The sequence below is a fragment of the Pedobacter frigiditerrae genome (genome assembly GCF_004331645.1).
GTDB lineage: Bacteria > Bacteroidota > Bacteroidia > Sphingobacteriales > Sphingobacteriaceae > Pedobacter > Pedobacter frigiditerrae.
Window position 1 is genome coordinate 1 of record NZ_SJSK01000008.1, and the last position, 21,017, is coordinate 21,017.

12 protein-coding genes are annotated in these 21,017 nt (G+C 33.8%); 9 read left to right on the forward strand and 3 right to left on the reverse strand.

What is annotated here, in order from left to right:
- Window positions 1–1,187 precede the first annotated feature (1,187 nt).
- The 9 genes from EZ428_RS22045 (at window position 1,188) to EZ428_RS22085 (ending at window position 10,893) form a co-directional block, all read left to right on the forward strand.
- The gene (locus tag EZ428_RS22045; protein WP_131555516.1) at window positions 1,188–2,126 is read left to right on the forward strand and encodes an outer membrane protein assembly factor BamD; all 939 of its coding nucleotides are present in this window, start codon (window positions 1,188–1,190) and stop codon (window positions 2,124–2,126) included.
- Window positions 2,126–2,452 carry a DNA-directed RNA polymerase subunit omega gene (locus tag EZ428_RS22050; RefSeq protein ID WP_131555517.1) on the forward strand — a complete coding sequence of 109 codons (327 nt, stop codon included), beginning with the start codon at window positions 2,126–2,128 and terminating at the stop codon, window positions 2,450–2,452. Before EZ428_RS22045 ends, EZ428_RS22050 begins: the two co-directional genes overlap by 1 nt.
- A 46-nt stretch (window positions 2,453–2,498) precedes the next feature.
- The gene (gene coaBC, locus EZ428_RS22055; protein ID WP_131555518.1) at window positions 2,499–3,698 is read left to right on the forward strand and encodes a bifunctional phosphopantothenoylcysteine decarboxylase/phosphopantothenate--cysteine ligase CoaBC; all 1,200 of its coding nucleotides are present in this window, start codon (window positions 2,499–2,501) and stop codon (window positions 3,696–3,698) included.
- A complete protein-coding gene (porD, locus tag EZ428_RS22060) occupies window positions 3,695–4,597 on the forward strand; it encodes a type IX secretion system protein PorD (RefSeq protein WP_131555519.1) in 903 nt (300 codons plus the stop codon). Before coaBC ends, porD begins: the two co-directional genes overlap by 4 nt.
- Window positions 4,598–4,611: 14 nt before the next feature.
- Window positions 4,612–5,733 (forward strand): TlpA disulfide reductase family protein, encoded by a 1,122-nt coding sequence (locus EZ428_RS22065; protein WP_131555520.1) that lies wholly within the window; start codon window positions 4,612–4,614, stop codon window positions 5,731–5,733.
- Between the two features lie 147 nt (window positions 5,734–5,880).
- On the forward strand, window positions 5,881–6,258 hold the full coding sequence (locus EZ428_RS22070; protein WP_131555521.1) for a BlaI/MecI/CopY family transcriptional regulator: 378 nt from the start codon (window positions 5,881–5,883) through the stop codon (window positions 6,256–6,258).
- A gap of 3 nt (window positions 6,259–6,261) precedes the next feature.
- Window positions 6,262–8,343: a M56 family metallopeptidase gene (locus tag EZ428_RS22075; protein ID WP_131555522.1), complete on the forward strand. Its 2,082-nt coding sequence runs from the start codon at window positions 6,262–6,264 to the stop codon at window positions 8,341–8,343.
- Between the two features lie 118 nt (window positions 8,344–8,461).
- Window positions 8,462–10,114 carry a DNA repair protein RecN gene (gene recN, locus EZ428_RS22080; RefSeq protein ID WP_131555523.1) on the forward strand — a complete coding sequence of 551 codons (1,653 nt, stop codon included), beginning with the start codon at window positions 8,462–8,464 and terminating at the stop codon, window positions 10,112–10,114.
- Between the two features lie 35 nt (window positions 10,115–10,149).
- Window positions 10,150–10,893 (forward strand): energy transducer TonB, encoded by a 744-nt coding sequence (locus EZ428_RS22085; protein WP_131555524.1) that lies wholly within the window; start codon window positions 10,150–10,152, stop codon window positions 10,891–10,893.
- Here the strand turns inward: EZ428_RS22085 and EZ428_RS22090 are convergent.
- The 3 genes from EZ428_RS22090 to EZ428_RS22100 are packed head-to-tail and all read right to left on the reverse strand — an operon-like array spanning window position 10,890 to window position 20,957.
- Window positions 10,890–12,410: a fibronectin type III domain-containing protein gene (locus EZ428_RS22090; RefSeq protein WP_131555525.1), complete on the reverse strand. Its 1,521-nt coding sequence runs from the start codon at window positions 12,408–12,410 to the stop codon at window positions 10,890–10,892. The genes EZ428_RS22085 and EZ428_RS22090 overlap by 4 nt on opposite strands.
- Window positions 12,411–12,425: 15 nt before the next feature.
- Window positions 12,426–19,262, reverse strand: a complete 6,837-nt coding sequence (locus EZ428_RS22095; RefSeq protein ID WP_131555526.1) for a hypothetical protein — start codon at window positions 19,260–19,262, stop codon at window positions 12,426–12,428.
- Window positions 19,263–19,280: 18 nt separating this feature from the next.
- Entirely contained in the window at window positions 19,281–20,957 is a 1,677-nt protein-coding gene (locus EZ428_RS22100; protein ID WP_131555527.1) for a hypothetical protein, read from the reverse strand.
- Between the last annotated feature and the right edge of the window lie 60 nt (window positions 20,958–21,017).

Here is a 21,017-nt window from a genome sequence, read left to right on the forward strand (position 1 = left end):
TCCCGTTTTCTTTGGGACTGCAAAGGTAGGAAACTTTTTCATTCCCGCAAACTTTATTTGAAATAATCCGAAACTTTTTTTAGCCCCGGTTGTTCGCGCAAATGTATTCCCTTATTTCAACCTAACCCAACCAATCACCCTTTATCCTTTCCTTCCGTCGTTACCTCCGTAGCGGGTTGCAAAGGTAGAAATCTTTTTTGCTTTCCAAAACTTTTTTTTAAAGTTTTTTTAAGTTTGTTTTAAGTCGCTGTAAATTAACTTCCTAAAATAAATTCCCCCATTTCAATCATCCCAACACACTTTCTGTAACCCCAACACCTCCTCCGAAGCGGGATGCAAAGGTAGCAAACAATCCTAGAAATGCAAATACAAGAATGCTTTTATTTGATGTAAATAAGCTAAGTGCATGTGTTACAACAATAAAAAATTTAACCAAGTATATTTGATGCGCTTGAAGGCTTATCTATTTAGTGGATAGCACTGCGAGACGCTATACAAACCCGGCCCATGCGAAAGCCCCCGGAGGGAGGGGCGAACAAAGGACATGGAGCAAAGAACGGGCCTGCACTCTATTATATATATACTACCCTTGCTTTACCAATAATTCACATTAATTATACCCTGACTTCAAATCATAGTATATATATATATATATGTAAGCATAATAAACCATAGATTAATTATAATTCCAGACACATAGATATTCTAGGTAGCTATCAGGTAGGCAATACATAGGTATTACATAGGTATCAAGTATATACTAAACCTATATGATACCTACTTGATGCTTACTTATAGATTACTTAACAATTAAATTTTCTTTGGCTGATTGGGCTTGAAATAAAAGCTGTATAATATTTAGGTTCGTCATAAGCCTTTAAATTTAATTTGTGTCTTCAAATAATTGTATTCAATAATAAATTACCAATCACATTACCAACTGCTTTTTAATGATATGGATAAAGTCTCAAAATTTAAGCTAGGTGCATCGAGGCGCAAAAACCGGAATCACATTTCATATGCGCTGGATTAACTTGTACAACATTGCCTCAAAAACCGTTTATTTCTGATTTAAAATACCCGTATGTTAAAATTTGTTAAGTGTTTGACAGCTTGAAAGCCTTTATTTAGCTTAGCGGTAATTATTTTTAATTGACGTTATCGTATTATTACCTTATCTTTGCACAATGTTTAAAATTAAACACTTACTTATTTTAAGTTTTACCATCATTTTATTGGGCACAGCTGGCTGTAAAAGCAAGTTTGAGAAATTGCGCCTAAGTAATGATGTTGCCAAAAAATACCAGGAAGGTATTAGATTATATAACAAGAAAGACTATTCTAAGGCTTTAATTTTATTTGAAGGCTTAGCACAAAAATATAGGGGAACTGCAGAGGCGGAAGATTTAAACTACTATTACGCTTTTACATTATACCGATTAAAAGACTATACTACAGCACGTTACAAGTTTAAAGAATTTGCAGACACTTATCCGGCAAGTAAAAATGCTGAGGAATGTAGATATATGGGCGCTTATTGCTATTATTTAGATTCTCCAAAATCGTCTTTAGACCAAGAGAATACTTACAAAGCTATTGATGCCTTACAGTTATTTATCAACTTATATCCAAAAAGTGATAGAGCTACACAGGCTGCACAATACATTTCTGACTTAAGAAATAAGCTAGAAACTAAGGCTTTTGATAATGCTAAGTTATATTACACCATGGGTGCTTATGACATTTCGAATTATAAAGCCGCTGTTATTGCTTTGAAAACTGCTCAAACTGAATTTCCAGATATTAAGTTTGCTGAAGAGATGAACTTATTGATCGTGAAAGCACAATACATGTATGCTAAAAATAGCTATGCTAATAGACAAGAAGAACGTTTTAATGAAGCAATTGGTTATTATAACGAATTTATAGAAGGTTATCCTAATAGCAAACTTGCAAAGGAGGCCAAACAATTAAAGGAAGATAGTGAAGCTGGAATTGCAAATGCAAAAAACGTATTAGCTGAGGAAGCTGCTTTAATTGCAAAATATACTGCCTTAGAAAACCAAGGTAAAAAACAAAAAGATAGTACAAACAAGAAAGTAGAGATTAAAACCCCAATAAAATAATGAATACACCAAAACCCGCTATACCAAATACTACGGTAACGAGAAATGTACATGATTTAGATAGAACTACTGACAACATTTATGAGTCATTAGTGATAATTTCTAAAAGGGCTAATCAGATATCTAATAACATGAAGGAAGAGTTGCACGGTAAATTAGCCGAGTTTGCATCATCTAATGATAATTTGGAAGAGATTTTTGAGAACAGGGAACAAATTGAAATTAGCAAGCATTACGAGCGTATGCCTAAGCCTAGCTTAATTGCAATTGATGAATTTTTGAATGATAAAATTTATCACAGAAATCCTTCGAAAGAGCAAAAATAGTTGAAGCCTTTGCTTAAATTGCACCTTGTAATTGCACAAAGGTAAAATGATTAGCAATAAAAATATTCTTCTTGGCGTTTGCGGCAGTATTGCGGCATATAAATCGGCCTTATTGGTAAGAGCACTTATCAAGGCTGGCGCAAACGTTAAGGTTATTCTTACGCCAGATGCTTGTAATTTCATTACTCCTCTAACACTGGCTACCCTCTCTAAAAATCCTGTTTATACACACTATTTCGAGCCTGAAACTGGTGTTTGGAGTAACCATGTTGAACTAGGCCTTTGGGCTGATCATATGATTATTGCCCCTGCAAGTGCCAATACAATTGGTAAAATGGCAAATGGATTGTGCGACAATCTATTAACTGCTGTTTATTTATCTGCTAAATGTCCTGTATACTTCGCCCCAGCAATGGACTTGGATATGTGGAAACATGAAAGCACACAAGAGAACATTGAACGTTTAAAATCTTTTGGCAATACGGTTATTTCTCCAAATAGTGGAGAATTGGCAAGTGGTTTATATGGTGAAGGCAGAATGGCCGAGCCTGATGAGATTGTAGCTTTTTTAAATGCTGACATTAAAAAAGGCCTGCCCCTACTAGGGAAAAAAGTTTTGGTAACAGCTGGCCCCACTTATGAAGCAATAGACCCGGTACGTTTTATAGGGAATCATTCGTCTGGTAAAATGGGATTTGCCTTAGCTAATGAAATGGTGGCTTTAGGAGCCGAGGTAACATTAATAACCGGTCCAACAGCTGAAAAAACCAATACAGATTTAAAACGACTTGATGTTATTAGTGCTAATGATATGCTCATGGCTTGCACATCGTACTTTGAGCAAAGTGATATTATAATCATGAGCGCAGCAGTAGCAGACTATGCCCCAATTCATGTTGCAAACCAGAAAATCAAAAAGAAGGATGCTGGGTTTAGTATCAATCTTAAAAAGACAACAGACATTTTAGCTACGCTTGGACAACAAAAAAAAGAGAAACAATTCTTAATCGGCTTTGCCTTAGAAACCGAAAATGAAGAGTTTTATGCCCAAGAAAAACTCGCAAAAAAGAACCTAGACCTGATTGTTCTAAATTCATTAAATGATAAGGGTGCTGGTTTTAAAACAGAAACCAATAAAATAACTATATTTAATAAAGCTTTAGACAAAGTTAGTTTTGAAACAAAATCTAAGGTTGAAGTAGCAAAAGATATCTGTAATGAAATACTAAAGTTGATTAATAAATGAGAAGAGTATTAGTTTTTATTGTTCTATTGTTAATTTCCGGGTTTGTAAATAGCCAGGAATTAAGCAGTCGTATTCAAATACTTGCTCCAAACATCTCCAACATTAACAAGAAAAATCTGGAACTACTTCAAAATACCATCAGGGATTTTTTGAACAATAACAAGTGGACTAGCGAAAGTTACACACCACAAGAGAGAATTACCTGCAATTTTGTTATTACCATTACCAGTTGGGATGGGAGTTCTGGCTATACCGCGGAAGCTCAAATACAATCAAACAGACCCGTTTATAATAGTTCTTATAACAGTACATTATTAAATATTAGCGATAAGGATTTTGACTTTGGTTATAGTGATGGTCAATCATTAGATTTTTCAGACCAGAACTTTATTGGGAATTTAAGTTCACTGCTAGCCTATTACGCCTATACAATTATTGGAATAGATAAGGATAGCTTTAGCAAACTAGGGGGTTCATCATTTTATAATAAGGCTCAAAACGTATTGAATATTGCACAAACTGGAGGCAATAAAGGGTGGAAAGCATTTGATGGATTGCGCAATCGTTACTGGTTAAATCAGAACTTATTAGACAATACCTTTAAGGATCTAAGAATTTTTATTTACGATTATCATTTCAATGGACTAGATAAATTACAGGATAATGTAAGCACAGGAGCCAGCAATATACTTGCTCTTTTACCATCATTACAACAATTGGATAGACAAAAACTAGGTTCCATATTCCCGAATGTATATTTTGCCACAAAGGCTGAGGAAATTACGAATGTGCTTTCTAATATGGTTAATCCCCAGGATAGAATCAAAGCTTATAATTTCTTGAGCGACATAGACCCTGCAAATATCAACAAATACGAAGGTTTGAAAAAGGCTAGATAATCTAAACTATCATTATGAGAAGCGTATTGCTATTGATTGGTTTTTTAATTCCTATTGTTGCCATAGCTCAATCTTCCTTCGTTATCAGAGGCTATGGAAAAAGACTAAAAGATGGCGAAAAAATCTTTTTATCTTATAAATTACCTAGTGGTTTTATAGATGATTCTACAGTAGTAAGCAAAGGTTATTTCGAATTTAAAGGTTCAATGAAAGGTTTTGCAAGAGGTTATATCTGCAGAAATGACAATCCTAAATATGCTGAATTTTTAAGAGATAGGTTTGAAGTTTATGTAGAACCAGGTATAGCTATTTTAAAATCTGCTGACACCTTGAATAATTCAATAATTTCTGGTACAATTTTAAATAATGATAATGCGATTTTAATAAAGAAGCTAAAGCCAATCGAAATACAGAAAAGAAGTTTAAAAGATATAGATCAATTCTCTACTGAAGAACTTAAAGACACAAGTTTGGTAAATAAAACTAAAGCTAAATCGCTGGCTTTATCCAAAGAATCTGCATTAATTGAACTCGACTTCATTAATCAACACCCAAATTCTTACGTAAGTTTATACAATCTTTTACGTATTTCTAAATCCAGAAACTTACTTTCTAAAGTAGAAACTGCCTTTAGTAAATTGAATGGGACACTTAGAGAATTACCAGAAGGCATAGAAATTAAAAGAAGAATTGTTGAAAGCAAAAAAATACAGATTGGTATGCAGTCGATAGATTTTGAACAACCAACTCCAACCGGTAATATGATCAAACTCTCTGCTTATAAAGGAAAATATTTGCTTATCGATTTTTGGGCATCATGGTGTTTGCCATGTAGAGAGGAAAATCCGAATGTTATTGCAGCTTACAATACTTTCAAAAACATGAATTTTACAGTCCTTAGTATTTCTATAGATGTGTTGGCTGATAAAGCAAAATGGCTACAAGCAATTAAAGATGATCAGTTGCCGTGGACACAAGTTTCTGATCTGAAAAAGGAAAACACTGCAGCAAAAATTTATGGCGTTACCACCATTCCATCGAATGTAATGATCGACCCTACTGGAAAAGTAATTGCTAAGGATTTAAAAGGTAAGGAATTGATAGATTTTTTATCAAAAACTTTATCAGCTAATTAATTACCAAAGTTAATTACGTTACTATCACCTTAATAATTAATAAATTAAATCACATTTTAAATTTATTTGTTAAAAATTTGTTAAATAGTTTGGATTGTACGAATACATTCGTACATTTGAATACGAAAAAATTCGTAGTGTAACAAAATGAGCAATACAAACATCAAACCAACAGAGGGCGAAATGGAAATTCTACAGGTACTTTGGAAAAAAGGAAACTGTACAGTTCGTGAAGTGCATGAAGCTTTAAACAAAAAAGATGCAGGTTATACCACTAGCCTTAAACTGATGCAAATTATGCATGAGAAAGGACTAGTAGATAGAGATACAAGTTCAAAAACACATATTTATAGAGCCTTAATTAACCAAGAAAAAACACAACAACAATTGGTTAATAAAATGATAGATAACGTTTTTAATGGTTCTGCTGCAAGATTAGTCATGCAAGCTTTAGGAAATAAAACAGCGAGCAAAGAAGAGATAGATTTGATTAAGGAATATTTAGATAAACTTGAAAATAAGTAATCAATGGAAGCTATTGTAAACAATTTAGTTAAGGCTATTGGATGGAGCATTCTACATTCGCTATGGCAAGGAGCAATTATTTATGCCATTCTATTCATCGCCTTGATGGCTTGGCCTAAAACCAATGCAAGAGTAAAACACAACATTGCTTTTGGTTCCTTAGTTTTAATGTTAATTAGTTTTTGCGTAACGTTTATTTCGTTATTCGAATTACCAACTAATGGTGCAACTATTAAAAACATAGCCATTAACCATAGTGCTTATCAGGATTTAACCAAATTGAGTGGAAGTTTTAATTTCAAAACTGAAGCTTATTTCCCTGTAGTTGTATTTGTTTACCTTATTGGGATTTGCTTTCAATTAGTAGTACTATTATCAGGCTACCAAAAGCTTAAACAGCTTAAACAAGCAAGTACCTTAGCAGTACCTGCTGAATGGAAAGCTATTTTCGAATTAACACTCTCTCAATTAAAAATTAATAAATCGGTTAAATTTTATCTTTCTGCTAAAGTTAACGTGCCTTTAGTAGTTGGCTATTTTAAACCTGTTGTATTATTTCCCATTGTATTAGCTACACAATTGGACGCCAAACAAGTTGAAGCAATTTTAATACACGAATTATCACACATTCGTAGAAACGATTATTTAATCAACCTTGTTAAAACCTGTATAGAAACGTTATTGTTTTTCAATCCATTTGTATGGCTTACCACCAAGTTTATACATATAGAAAGAGAGCACGCCTGTGATGACTTGGTGGTTAATTTCACAGGAACACCGTTAACTTATGCGCACGCCCTTTTAAAATTAGAATTATTAAAAGACAAACAAACACCTGCTCTGTCATTGGCAGCAACAGGAACTAATCAACATTTGTACCAACGTATTAAAAGAATCACAGACATGAAAACGAACTATATCAATGCTAAACAGCAGTTTTTTATCTTAACCTTAACCATTGCTACAGTTGCTTCGCTAGCGTGGATTAACCCAGCAAAAGAAGCTGAAGTTAAAGCCAAAAAAACGGCCACACTCACATTAATTAAACCTTTGGCAGCAGAAACAAAAGCCATAATCGAGCAATCATTTGCTAAGGCAGATACAGACACTGTTAAAAAATCAAAAAAACAATTTAGAGCCGTAATTAAAGGAGATGATGGTAAAGAAGTAGTGTATACATCTATGGATGAATTGCCTGATAGTGTAAAAAAGAAATTAGCAGCGCTTGAGAAAAAATTCAATTCTCCAGAGTGGAAAGAAAAGATGGCGAAAATTGAATTTAATGCTAAAGAGATAGAAAAGAGATTCAACTCTCCAGAATGGAAAGAGAAGATGGCTAAAATTGAATTCAACTCAAAAGAAATGGAGAAAAAATTTAACTCTCCAGAGTGGAAAGAGCAAATGGCTAAAGTTCAAAAAAATGCTGAAGAAATAGCCAAAAAGTTTGAATCTAAAGAATGGAAAGACCATATTGCCAAATTAGAGCTTAATTCGAAGGAGCTAGAAAAAAAATTCAATTCTCCCGAGTGGAAAGACAAGATGGCGAAAATTCAAGAGCAAAGTTTAGCGATGTCCAAAAAATTCGAATCTCAAGAATGGAAAGAGAATATGGCTAAAGTTCAAAAGAATGCTGAGGAAATTCAAAAGAAATTCAACTCTCCCGAATGGAAATCTAAAATGGCTGATATCCAAAAGAATGCTGAAGAAATGAATAAAAAATTCAATTCACCAGAATGGAAACAGAAAATGGAGGATATGAAAAAGCTTTATGATTCGCCAGAATATAAAGAATTAAGAAAAAAGTATGATAATGAGGTAGAAGAGTTAAAAAAATCAAAAGGAATTAAAAGCGATAAAGCCTTCTTATTATTTGATAGTAACTTAGATGTACAAAAAGCATTTTTACCTTTAACTGCTAACCTTGCTACAGTTACTAACCTAAAGTTTAATTCTACAGATTTATTATTAGCTACTCCAAGTTTGAAATTTGAAACAACCAAAAACCTAAATTTTGACGCAATTCCTCTAAAAACTTTAAAACTTGATAAAGCTATTGAATTCAAAGCTGTTCCATCACAGAATTAACAACACCAAACAAATGATACAATGATAAGGGCGAGATTAATTTCTTGCCCTTTTTTATTTATTTAAATGTTGTGGTTGTTGAAAGCTATTTGCTTTTATCTTAATTTAGCAGTACAATATGCTACAAAAACTTTCTATACGCAACTACGCTTTAATTGACAGCCTTGACATTGAATTTGACAAGGGATTAAACATTCTTACTGGTGAAACCGGGGCTGGAAAATCTATTATTTTAGGTGCATTGTCACTGATTTTAGGTCAAAGAGCAGAAAGTAAATACTTTTTTAACCAAGATAAAAAATGTGTTATTGAAGGCGTTTTTTTTCTAGCGGATGAAAAGCTAAAATACGTATTTGAAATTAATGATCTAGACTTTTTTAAGGAAAGTATTTTACGCCGAGAAATTTCGATGGATGGGAAGTCAAGGGCTTTTATCAACGACACCCCAGTAAACTTAACCATACTAAAACAAGTAGGCGAAAAACTAATTGATATCCATTCTCAACATGCAACGCAAGAAATTAATGATAGTGATTTTCAACTATTAATTACTGATTCTTTAGCAAATCATTCAGACCTCTTAGCAAAATACAGAACTGGCTTTAAAAAACTCAAACAAGATAGTCAGCAATTAAAGGAATTAATTAACAAAGCTGATGAAGCCCGCAGCAAACAAGATTATGAGCAATTTTTGTTCAATGAATTAGAACAAGCTGGATTAAAAGAAGGCGAGCAGGAAGAATTAGAGCAAGAATTAGAAAAACTAACTCACGCAGAAAGCATCAAGAGAAGTTTATTAACTGCTACTGCCCTACTTACTGAAAATGAAATTTCAGCTTCCACTATTTTAAAAGAAGCTGCTATTCAATTACAAAACATTGAAAAGTTCGGCCCGGAAATTAATGTGTTGTATGAGCGTTTACGTTCTAGTATTATAGAAATTAAAGACATTGCAGATGAAACTTCAGTACTTGAAAGTAAGACTTTGCACAGTGCGGAAAGGTTATCAATTATTCAGCAACGGCTAGATGTTTTGTACACACTTCAGCAAAAACATAGGGTTGCCAATAATGCCGAGTTATTAGCCGTTCAACAAAAACTAGAAGACAGCTTGAGCCAGTTACTTTCATCTGACGAACAAATTGAAATCTTAAAGAAAGAAATCGAATTGCTTAAGAATGAATTGGCAAAACAAGCTCAAGAATTAAGTTCAAATCGCAAAAAAGCAATTAAAGTGGTTGAAGTTGCTACAAGCAAGACTTTACAACAAGTTGGAATGCCAAATGCCAAATTGGTTTTTGCTCATCAACCTTTAGCAGAATTGAACAACGATGGCTTGGATGAGATTCAATTATTGTTTTCAGCAAATGCTGGACAAGTTCCTGCTCCAGTAAACAAAGTTGCATCTGGCGGTGAATTATCAAGGTTAATGTTAGCTATCAAATCTTTATTAGCTAAACATACTTCGTTACCAACTTTAATATTTGATGAAATAGACACCGGAATTTCTGGAGAAACCGCTTTAAAAGTTGGTGAAGTAATTGCTAGCTTGGGGAATGACATGCAGGTTTTATCAATTACTCATTTACCGCAAATAGCAGCTAAAGGCAATTCGCATTATTTCGTTTACAAAAACGAAGGGAATAACAAAACGACAACAGGCATTAAAAAGCTAGACAAAGAAGGAAGAATTAGTGCCATTGCAGAAATGTTAAGTGGTAAAAATCCAGGTGCATCTGCTTTGCAAAATGCAAAAGAACTGTTGGGGTAATTGTGGAATATGTTGCTATTTCCCATCATCATTTTATGAAAATAATTTTACTTCTACTGCTGAATTTGGTGATTTCGCTCCACGTATCTGCACAGCAAAAAATAGTTAGACTTAAATTAGATACCATAAATGTTAGCGGAAGATTAATAGCTGGCGATGGCAGCAATCTCGCCAACGTTTACATTGAGACAAAATCTCAGCACAACCAATATTTACAACTGAAAGTAGGAGCTACGACCGATAGCCTTGGAAACTTTAAATTAGTTGGAATTAAACCTACAGACACCCTAACCTTCTTCGCATTGAACAATGATCATATTTTTGTGAATCATGGAACTAGATTTTTAAATATTACGGTTTGGCCAAGTATGCTGAATTATAATAAAGATGCCATTACTGTTTCTGCTAATAGAACTTCAAAGAAAGAAACAATTAAATTTAAGTTAACTTATTTAGATAATATTGGTTGTTGCAATATTTCAGCGAATTCGGAATATCCTGGTGGTGAAAGGAAATTCAAGGAATACATTTATCAAAATTTAAAATATCCTTTAAATGCCATCAATAATAATATAGAAGGAACTGTCACGGTAGAATTTACCATCGCAAAAGATGGCACGCTTCTATTTCCCAAAATTATAAATGGCCTTGGTTTCGGTTGTGATGAAGCAGTTCTAGAAATTTTAAAGCATAGTAGAAAATGGATTCCTGGAATGAAAAATGGAAGACCAATAGTAATGAGCTATCAAACCGATGTTGTTTTTAAACTTGTTGATTAATTAACTTGTAACACTTCACTACCAGAACTTTCTACACCATTCATATTCACCGTTCTTAATTTATAGATATTTAATTGCCCAGCTAAATAGCTTCGAGTTGCTACGTTATCTTTATCTGGTGTTATGGTTTCTACTAAGACAAACGTCTTCCCATTCCATTTGTATAATTTATATGCTCTTACTTTTTGGTTTTCACTTTTTAGCCATTTGATATTTAACAAATTATCATATACCGCAGCTTTTAAATATCTGGGACCAAAATTAAGTTCAAATGGATTTGTGTAAGTGAAGGTCATACTCGGAATACTTTCTTTATTTATTCCGATAGATTTGACTTGAAATGAATCTCCATCTTTTAAATTTTCGACCATTACATAGTTAATGCTATTATTAGTATTGCCGTTTTTCAAGGGTTTAAATATGGTTTCCCCTTTTCTTTTCAGGTAAACCTGATATCCAGAGATTTCTTGTTGACGCAAACTATCAATACTCCAAACTAAATTGTAGGTTGTATCATTTGCGGTTATGATGCGTAGGTCTGTAGGTGGTGAAATGGCAAGATTGCCATAATTATAAGTAATCGTTGATGTATCAGAATGTTTGCTTACATCAAATGAATTACTTTCTGCTATCACTACATATTGATACATTTCTCTAGGTTTTAGAGAACTTAAGGTATCCTTCCAAAGATATTGGCCAGTCTTATTTTTGAAAATTAAAGGGGATGAAATTTCAAATTCCCCAGCATTTCCTATCCGTTTCTTCACATAAAAACCTCTGGCAGATGGGTTGTCATTATTCCAACTCACAACAATAGATTTATTTTTTTGCTCAGCTTTTATAGGTCCGACTTTATAGGGTACAATGGGAAATTGAGGAATAACAACAATTGATGCAGAGGAATAAACTACATCGCCGTTAAACCCTTTCATATCCAATCGGTAAAAGAATGGTTCATTTGCATCATTAACTTTATCAATATATAAAGTATCTTGAGGGTTGATATCTGAAATTAACTCATACTTACCATCCATTGAACGGCTGCGTAAGAGCGTAATATTTTTCATCCAATAGCTATCTGTAATTTTCCAAGATAGAATAATGTTATTTGTGTTTTTTGCATTTACTGCTTTAAAAACTGTAGCAATGGGTCTTACATCGGGAGCAAAAGCATATGCCCATGTACTTTCAGTTTCTACCGTTATTGTATCTCTTTTAACTTTTAATATGTATTGATACACTCCAGGTTGGGTTCTTAAAGTAGTATCAGCAAACTTGAATATTTTATTAGCTGCTATTTTTTTATTCGCCCTAATTAATTTCTCCCCATCATTTCCTTTTCTGTAAACATTAATAATTAAACTGTCTAAACCAACAATCTTTATTGGATTGTAACTCACAATAATATCTCCACCTTCATAAGTTGCAGTCAATTTTTGATTACTTACAATCGCAGCTTGTTGAGCAAAAATTGATGTTGAAAAAAGCAGAAAGCAACTTATTATTAAATATTTCATAATCATAATTTTAAATTAAAGTGATGGTTTAAAGCTAAATCCACTACCATCTTTTTTAAGGACTAACTTAGGCTTTACACCTACTTGACCTAGGCAGAAATGTATATTGGCTTCAATACCGAACGATAAAGTACCTCCTAACCCGCTTGCATCATATGTTAATAAAATGTTTCCAGTTGCACCACCAGATAAACCAATGGTACATAATTCTAAATCATATAAGCATGACGCATTGGCAAAAGCCATACCACTAATACTTACAGTTTTTGACCCATCTAAATCTAATATAAAACCAACATCAACTCCTGCAGAAAAATCAAACACAGGTACAAATGAACCTATTAAAGGAATATCATTCAAACTTGGGCCAGGCAATTTAGGCAATGCATTTTTGTCTAATGATTTCATTACGTTAACATAAAAACCTTTTAAACCATTGTTAAGCGCAGATGGCAATTGGCTGTTAAGTGTAACACCTAGTAGTTTTTGAGACAGATAACTTGGGAATGGTGCCGAATAATAGCCTAGTGCAATACCACTTTTAAAACCTCCAGCTATACAACTTGGCAGTGCAGTAACTGATGCATCAGTTACAATACCAACTACAAGGAAACCATTTTTATCGATTTGTAAATTAATATTCGCGTCATTAATTGTTACTGGACCAATCGGCAAATTAGCATCTACCAAATTTAATGTACCACTGAAAGATGCCTTGTCAAAATCAAAAGTGATATCAAGGTTTCCAAATGGTGTGCTAATTCCATCAAGTTGTAACCCTTTTCCTCCTTCCGTATTTTTAATAGCCCCATTTACTTGGAAATTTATTAGATCACCGCCTTCTGCAAATAAATTTTTTCCATTTGTATTAACGAAGTTTTTCGGTTGCCCTACAAAGTTTACCAAACTCCACTTTTTATTCGACACAGAGTTTCCCCCACTTACAATTTCAATATTTTTTTCTCCCATTGGAATTATTTGCTTAGGCAAGAATTTCATATCAATAGAGCCTGGCGTTTTAGTGAGCACACCTTTAATCCCTTTAATGGCATCAGCAGGGCCATTTTTATAGATTAGAACATTTCCTTCAATTGAAAGGTTATTATCAGAAAGTTGAAAAGAATTACCTTCAAATTTAACTTTCCCTTCCATTTCAACATCCGTTTGCAATTTTTCTATCATTAAAACATTACCATTTTTATCAGCATATTGACTGGAAGGATTTTTTAGATATTTAAATCTACCCGTAACGTTTGCAGGTGCTCCAGGTATTTCCAAATTGGTATTTCCCATTAGCGTAAAGAAATCATCGGCAACCTCAATACCAGTAACATCTTGTGATAACACATTGTAATAGTTAATTTTTGTAGGTGCTACAATGATGGATTTATGCTTTCCATCGCTATAATCGCTTAACATATTAATATTTACTCGTGAGTTCCCCATCCCTGGCAAATCATTTATATATGCTACCGTTTCATTACTACTAGTAAGATTTAAGCGATAATGAGGCTTTTGATCAAATGGTGCTGCTGGATCAAAATTTAATGTCATTTTTGCATCCGAAGCTAGTTTTAACGGAGTAACATTCGCTAAGGTTAAGGCTTCGTTTCCTGTAAGTTTAGATATTCCCAAATCAACAGTAGTTGGCATAATTATCAAATCTTTGAGTGAAACTTGTGGCAAGCTTGTTTTTAAAGTACCATTTACTACTCTAAAGCCTCCTTGATTGATATCATAAGATAGGCCTGTTCCTAAAATAGCCCATTTTTCTAAAGGGATATTAATATTTCCATTATACTGTTTCCATTCTATATTGTTTTGAGTTACGATAAAACTTCCGGCTGGTAAAGTTGTTGCACCTAAAAGTGGAACATTTAAGGAAACTTCGGCTTTCATATCAAATCCATTTGCACTTAATGTAGAGCCTGAGATAAGGTTTGCTTTAAAATTATGAACCATAAAATCACTCTTGCCATATAAAGCTTGCAAATCATAACTGCTATTTGTTGTATAATTTGGCATGGCCGAAAACACTTGCATTGGTATATTTTCGAAAAACGCACTATAGGGTTTTCGGATGGTTTTACCAATTAAAAACTTACCTGTGTATTTATAACTGAAATTAAAGTTTGACAGTTCTGAAACTAAATAGCCTGTTAAACTACCATAGCCATCTACTCTTTTGATAGAGAGTTTATTAAGAACATTCTGCTGATCAGATGCGATGAGCTCGCTAGCATATTTTTCGTAAGCCATCACTTTTAATGAAGTAGATTCTACTTCAATTACCGTGGCGGAAGGTTGATATCCATTTTTATTCGCTTGCACTGCCAGTTGTTTAAATGGTAATTTCGCCTCAATAAATTCTGTTTTGAAACTATTGTTTCGAGGAATATTAATAAATGCCCCTGTGATGATTGATGTACTATAGCTTTGTTTAACCAATGAATGGATTTCTATAGGCAAACCCCAAATCTCTGCCTTTGCAGTTAAAGGTTCCAATGAAAAATTTGCGCTAGTACTACCAGAAGAGGCATCAATGGTTGATCTTACATAACCAGGAGTACCGCTTTTTACAGCATAAACCTTAATAGGTAGATCAAAATAATATTGACCATATTCAAACCAAGCCTTCGGGTTAATTGCCCCATATAAGGTATACTTTCCATCTGCGCCAGATAAAGTAGAATTTTGAACTTCACCATCTACGTTTGTGCCACTTATTGTATAAACTCTAGCCCCAGCAACTGGAGCACCTGTAATAGCATCTTTAACCATACCGCTTATCACTTGAGCTTTTTTCATTGGTATAAGAATAGGAGCTCCTGCTTCCATTTTAATTGGTATTTTTACATAATCTTCATAGGTAACAAAACCATTTTGAACCACTCGAACTTTAAATTCGTCTCCGGGACTTGCAATGGCAAATTCTTTTGTTAATCCAGTATAAGGATCACTTGAAAAGTATTCTAGGGTATTATTACCAACTCCAACATAACTGCTCATCCCCTTGCCATCATCAGCATTTACAACTTTAAATACAACACGATGGAGTTTTTCTTTTAAAACTATGGTATTATTAGCTTTACCTAGATTATTCGTAATTATTGTTGCTTCATTCACCTTGATGTTAGGATAGGATGTTTCTCCATAATAATTATCTACTAGTGGTGCAATTGTAATACCTGGATAACCGCTTTGCGTGTTTTCTATATAAAAAACCCCATTGTTATATGTTTTTACATAAGGGCCATTTCCAACTTTAACATTCGCCATTATGGGTTGGCCTTTTTCATTAACAACCGTTCCGTATACGGATCCAGCTCCAACCATAACTTGCTCTACTGATTCGGGAAAACGTTGGCCTAAGGATATATTTTGATTAACCGCTACAGTCTTTTCTGCAAAACCTAATTTAGAAATTACTATGGTACGCAATCGATTTGCAATTAAATTCTTTACTTGTAGATAGCCATTTACATCTGTTTTAAAATACTCATCTTCAACAGGCTTCTTAAAATTATCGTTAGTATAACCTAATATATGCACAGTGGCATAAGGTACTGGTTGACTAAAACCATTTTGCACAGTAATGGCTCTTAAGTATATCTCAGGTAATTTGGGTTTTACAACAATTGGTTGTTTTGCGATTATAGTTTCAGGAATAAAATCGCTATTAAAATTTCCCCAATTTGCAGAACCTCCTTTTATCAATTCTCCTTTTTGAGGTTGGTAATTGAAATTACCTTCTAATGGATTAAGAGGAACATATGGAAGATGGCTATGTATGTTTAATAAATTTTTAAATTTTGCGAAACCCAATGCGTCTGTTTTTACGATAGCTATAAGTGGCAAATCAACATCTTTTAATTCATCGTCTTGGGCTATGAAGGTTTGATTAGCATAACTTTCGGCATCTGCCTCCCATGGCATGGTTGCTTTATTATCTTTAGGATCAGAAGTATCTTTGAAGACAACCTTTCCTTGATTTTCCAATGGCCCAGAAAAAGATGTAGAATTGTGGCTATCGAGCATTTGAACAGGATAATTTGCTAAAGGCAACCCACCAGTAACTGCTTGATCTTTTGTTTTATCACTTACAACTTTAACAGTATAATTGTAGCTGTTAACAAAAACAACTTCGTCTGGAATAGTAACTGTTTTGCCTACTTGTGGCGCTAGATATAAGTCAGGGCTTGTAAAATAGCGTTCATCACCATATTCGCTGTTATCTCCAACGGCATGATATTTACCCACAAACATTCTGATAAATCCAAAATAACTATAATCACTTCCAATACCCGCAACTTTACCAGTACCTATGTATCCAATTTTATATTTGTTTACAAACGTATAGCTAAAACTTCCATCTTCTTTTAAAGTAGCTGTTCCAATACTAGTAGTACCTGATATTTTTTCCCCATTTAGTATTAATGGATACATATCAGTGGCGTAGCCTTTATATGGTGTTAGTTCACTAATGTTTTTTGGATTTTTAGTTTGGCTTCGCATGACTACATATACAAAATTCAGTTTTACATTTTTTAAAGGATGAATGTTCATATCCATTGGAAATGTATTGTTTTCAAAGTAACCTGGGAGATTGTTGTTATCAAAATGATCTACATCTATCATTTTATAACTACCATTTGGATTTTTACCACCATTAGGATCAACCTGTTTCATAGTTGTAACAGCTGGGAAATTAAGGGCTCTCTTTACGGGTAACTCATTATCGCGTTTGAACCTATAAAATAACTTACCTGCAATAGTACTCAAAATTGGTGTTGGTGGCGCTGGTGATACTGGCTTTGGAGCTCCTTTATATTTAAATTCGACTATGTTACTCTTGCCCAAATTTTCTATCCGCAGCAATTTACCATCTGGGGCATTACCACTAGCGATTATCTGGACAGCATAGGTATTATCTTCTTCAAGTTTTGCCCTACCATGATTTCTTGCATAAGTTAAATCTTCATTAACAGCAGGAGGTGATAGCGTAAAGCTGTTAAGCATTTGTTTGTAAGAAAGCACAACTTGAACGTTATTGTCTAAGGCACTTATCGCATCAAATCCTGGTATTATCTTTACAATCCTAACTTCATAGGTTGCTGGACTTAACGTGTTAGATTTATCCCAAGTAATATTAATCTTAGGTTGTGTGAAATCATTTTGTTGAGCAACAACTTCCGCGACTTTTGGACTAGTGAGTACGGGAGCTAGTGGTAATTTTTCTTCATTTTTTAAAATTGTATAATCAAAAACATTTACAGCACTATAACCGTCATTTTTAATTGAGGTAGATACCCCCAAATCGTTAGCTCTTATTCTCCAAGCATAAGTTTTCCCCGCTTTTAGTAATGGGTCGGTGTTTGTTATTGTTAACGTGTTAGCATAGAGAATATCTTTACTAATTAAAAAATTGCCCTTATCAAATGCTTGTGATGGATTTGAGGTAGGTGTGGCAAGTTCTACAAGCTGAAAATTATACCTAAAATATCCTTTAGTTTTAAAGTCCCAATTAAAAGTTACATTTTGAGGAGAGGTTAAAGTAATTTTTGCATTAGCAATAGGGCTTATCAAAACCGGCGCTTCAACAATGTCTTTAATATTAAATGCAAATACTCGAATTTGACTTACCCCTCCACCTTTTAATGGAGCTTTAGATAAAGGATCTACTTTACTCACTCTCCATGCGTACCTTTTACCAATAATTAATGGAGTATTTGAAGGTAGTGCGTAACTTAAATCATTAATAGTTTGATTGATAACAAATTTGTTTAGGCTAAATATTTGTTCGGCATTTCCCCCCGAGCCTGGCATTTCTGCTACTTGCAATAGGTATGTGGTCTTTCCAACTGCATTGTCTGACCACTTAAAAAATGCCCCTTTATCAATAGCGGTAACAAGTTCATTTTGCTGTGGATTTACCAATATTGGGGCAGCGGTAAGGTTGATTGGGCTTGAATAAGTAAATATATTAGCTTGGCTTACTCCCCCATTTTTAAAGACAACTTTTCCACTTGGGTCAACTAACTTTACTCTCCATGCATATCGTTTACCTATTGCCAAAGGCGGATCTGATGGAGATAAAACATAAGAAGTTCCACTTAATGTTCTGTTAACCAAAGGAAATGAAGCACTATTTAAAACTTGATTTGGGTTTACTGCATTTAAAGGCATTTCTGCAACTTGTAACACATACTGCATACCAACTGGCACAAAACCTGCGTTTATCCAATTAAAAACAACACTTTGAGGGTTTTTTAAAAAAACAGCAGCATTGGCTGCTGGATTAATTAGTATTGGCGCCTCAGGATAATTTATATTGATATTGGTACAACCTTGTGGTGCAGTATTTGTAATCACCTGATTAGTATTCATATCTACCGCTTGAATACAGAAAGAGTAATTCCCCTCTGGGATTCGAGAAGTTTGTACCAATTTTACTTTATCAATGCCATAAACATTTAAAGAGTTTAAATCGAAAATATCTTTAAGGGAAGTTCCATTTAATTGTTTGGTTTCGTTAGGTTGTAAAATAATTGGTTGCAGAGGGACATAGGTTGATTTGGTAGAAATTCTAATTCCATTATCGCCTTTTAATTCTCCAGTAAGTTTAATTCTTTTTTGTGTTGTTGTTAAATTTCTAACAATTAACAACACCTTACCTGCATTTGCGCCAGAGTAATCTGAATAATATGGCGAATATGGTGGCAGTATATTTACGGTAATGCTAACTTGGGCGGGTGCAGATTGTCCGAGTGCATTATAGCCAAAGACCATAATTAAGAATAACAATAGGATTATCCTTTTAAAATCTTTAATCAATGGTAAAATGTTTTGCATAATGTGGATGATTTAGAATTAAAAAGAATGTGATAAAGTAAGATTGCTATAAATTTCATTGAAAGATGGCAGTGTGATATCTTTAGAGTTACTCTTTAAATAATTGATGGATAAATTGGCTGCATTCTTCTTTGTGAAACGGAATGAGCCATTTAAACTTCCATTAAGAATATTACCCGCATTGATTTTATTATTCTTTTGCTGTTGAAAGCTCATTGCGGCATTTAAGCCCAACTTGCCTTCAAAAAAATCTTTTCCAATTCCGATTGAAGGCCCGAAGAAAACCGTATGGCCCAAATAGATATCGGCTACCGTATAATTAAAACTGGTATTAAAATTTAAGCCTGTTGTTAGAAAACCTAATTGATAAGATAGATTTGCAGTTTTACTATTGGATAAACTTTGAGCAGAGGTAAATGGATTTAAATCGACCAAAGATTGGATGTTTCCAACTAAAATAATGCTATGTGAAATTAAGCTATCAGCGATGCTATATCTTAACATTGTATTCAAATTATGATTAGTTTTCGCAACCCGTAATGTATCAACTATTGGATTTAAGCCTCTATCTTGAGTAATACCATAATCAGAATAACGAACATCTATACCGTAATTTGTTTTGTTAAAGGCTGCATTTATAGAACCTATTTTACGATTAGATTGGTAAGCTTTATCATTTAAAAGATTATCATTTTGCACACCAAATGAACCATTCAACTGCATTTGCCCTTTTAACAGTTTCACTCCGCCTTCCACTGTGTAGTTTTGTACGTCATTCTCAAAATAATAAGCACCCATCGATTTAAAATCTGGGTCTATTCTTTTATATTTTACCATTACATTATAATTCTGACCTTGATAGCCTAAACTTGTGTGCCCCGCAGTTAGCAACTGTGTTGAAGCATTTAATGTGACTAGGTCTTTAATAAAATCTACTTTATCTAGTTTTAGATTTTTAACTGTATCTGCCAATAAATTACGGGTATATAAGCTGCCCGAAGCATCGATATCAAATATGAAATGTTTAAAGAAAGTGAACTTGCTAGAAATGCCTAATACTAAATTTTCTGAAGGAGTTAGGTTAAGGGAATTCGGTTTGTTCTTTAATGAGCTTACCTCATCTTTTGCTTTTAGCATGATAAAATCGAAATGATTACGCTCTGTTCCCCACCCTAATTTAGTACTAAAACCTGTTCTTTTATAAGCTGGTGTTTGTGAAAACGCGGTTATTAGCGCTGGATCTTCTTCAATAGCTTTGTTAAACCTTCCGTAAATAAATCCAAATCTTAACTTACCAGGATTTAACTCAACTCCTCCCCCTAAAAAATTATATCCTGCTAAGGTATAGGGCGACCATTGAATGCTTTGCCAACCAGCATGAACAGTAATCCATTTATATGTTGGGCTAATTCCATATTGGTTAAAAGGCTGAGTAAATCCCCTTTGTTGGTCGCTAACTACAACACTAAAAGGAAAAGAAACTCCATAAATAGAAACTGTTGGGGCGCCATTAAACAAATAAGAAAATGCCCTTTGGCGAGCTGGAATTCCACTTGAATTATAAGTACCTAAACCTAAACCTAAAGTACCGTTTATGGCAAAGGGTTTCTGCTTGATCATTTGCTCAACATCTTGTGCATCAGCAATGCCTAAGGAAAATGAAAAGCAGAAAGATAAAATTAAGAGCCTTTTCATGAGCATATTAATTGAGTATAAAATGATTTTGATTGGTGATGTACTAATCGTACATCACCT

Bases quoted from the DNA above. Each gene is read 5' to 3' on its own strand.
- EZ428_RS22085 (WP_131555524.1), top strand. From the start codon at position 10,150: ATGAAAATAATTTTACTTCTACTGCTGAATTTGGTGATTTCGCTCCAC.
- EZ428_RS22045 (WP_131555516.1), top strand. From the start codon at position 1,188: ATGTTTAAAATTAAACACTTACTTATTTTAAGTTTTACCATCATTTTA.
- coaBC (WP_131555518.1), top strand. From the start codon at position 2,499: ATGATTAGCAATAAAAATATTCTTCTTGGCGTTTGCGGCAGTATTGCG.
- recN (WP_131555523.1), top strand. From the start codon at position 8,462: ATGCTACAAAAACTTTCTATACGCAACTACGCTTTAATTGACAGCCTT.
- EZ428_RS22070 (WP_131555521.1), top strand. From the start codon at position 5,881: ATGAGCAATACAAACATCAAACCAACAGAGGGCGAAATGGAAATTCTA.
- EZ428_RS22095 (WP_131555526.1), bottom strand. From the start codon at position 19,262: ATGCAAAACATTTTACCATTGATTAAAGATTTTAAAAGGATAATCCTA.
- EZ428_RS22065 (WP_131555520.1), top strand. From the start codon at position 4,612: ATGAGAAGCGTATTGCTATTGATTGGTTTTTTAATTCCTATTGTTGCC.
- EZ428_RS22100 (WP_131555527.1), bottom strand. From the start codon at position 20,957: ATGAAAAGGCTCTTAATTTTATCTTTCTGCTTTTCATTTTCCTTAGGC.
- porD (WP_131555519.1), top strand. From the start codon at position 3,695: ATGAGAAGAGTATTAGTTTTTATTGTTCTATTGTTAATTTCCGGGTTT.
- EZ428_RS22050 (WP_131555517.1), top strand. From the start codon at position 2,126: ATGAATACACCAAAACCCGCTATACCAAATACTACGGTAACGAGAAAT.
- EZ428_RS22090 (WP_131555525.1), bottom strand. From the start codon at position 12,410: ATGAAATATTTAATAATAAGTTGCTTTCTGCTTTTTTCAACATCAATT.
- EZ428_RS22075 (WP_131555522.1), top strand. From the start codon at position 6,262: ATGGAAGCTATTGTAAACAATTTAGTTAAGGCTATTGGATGGAGCATT.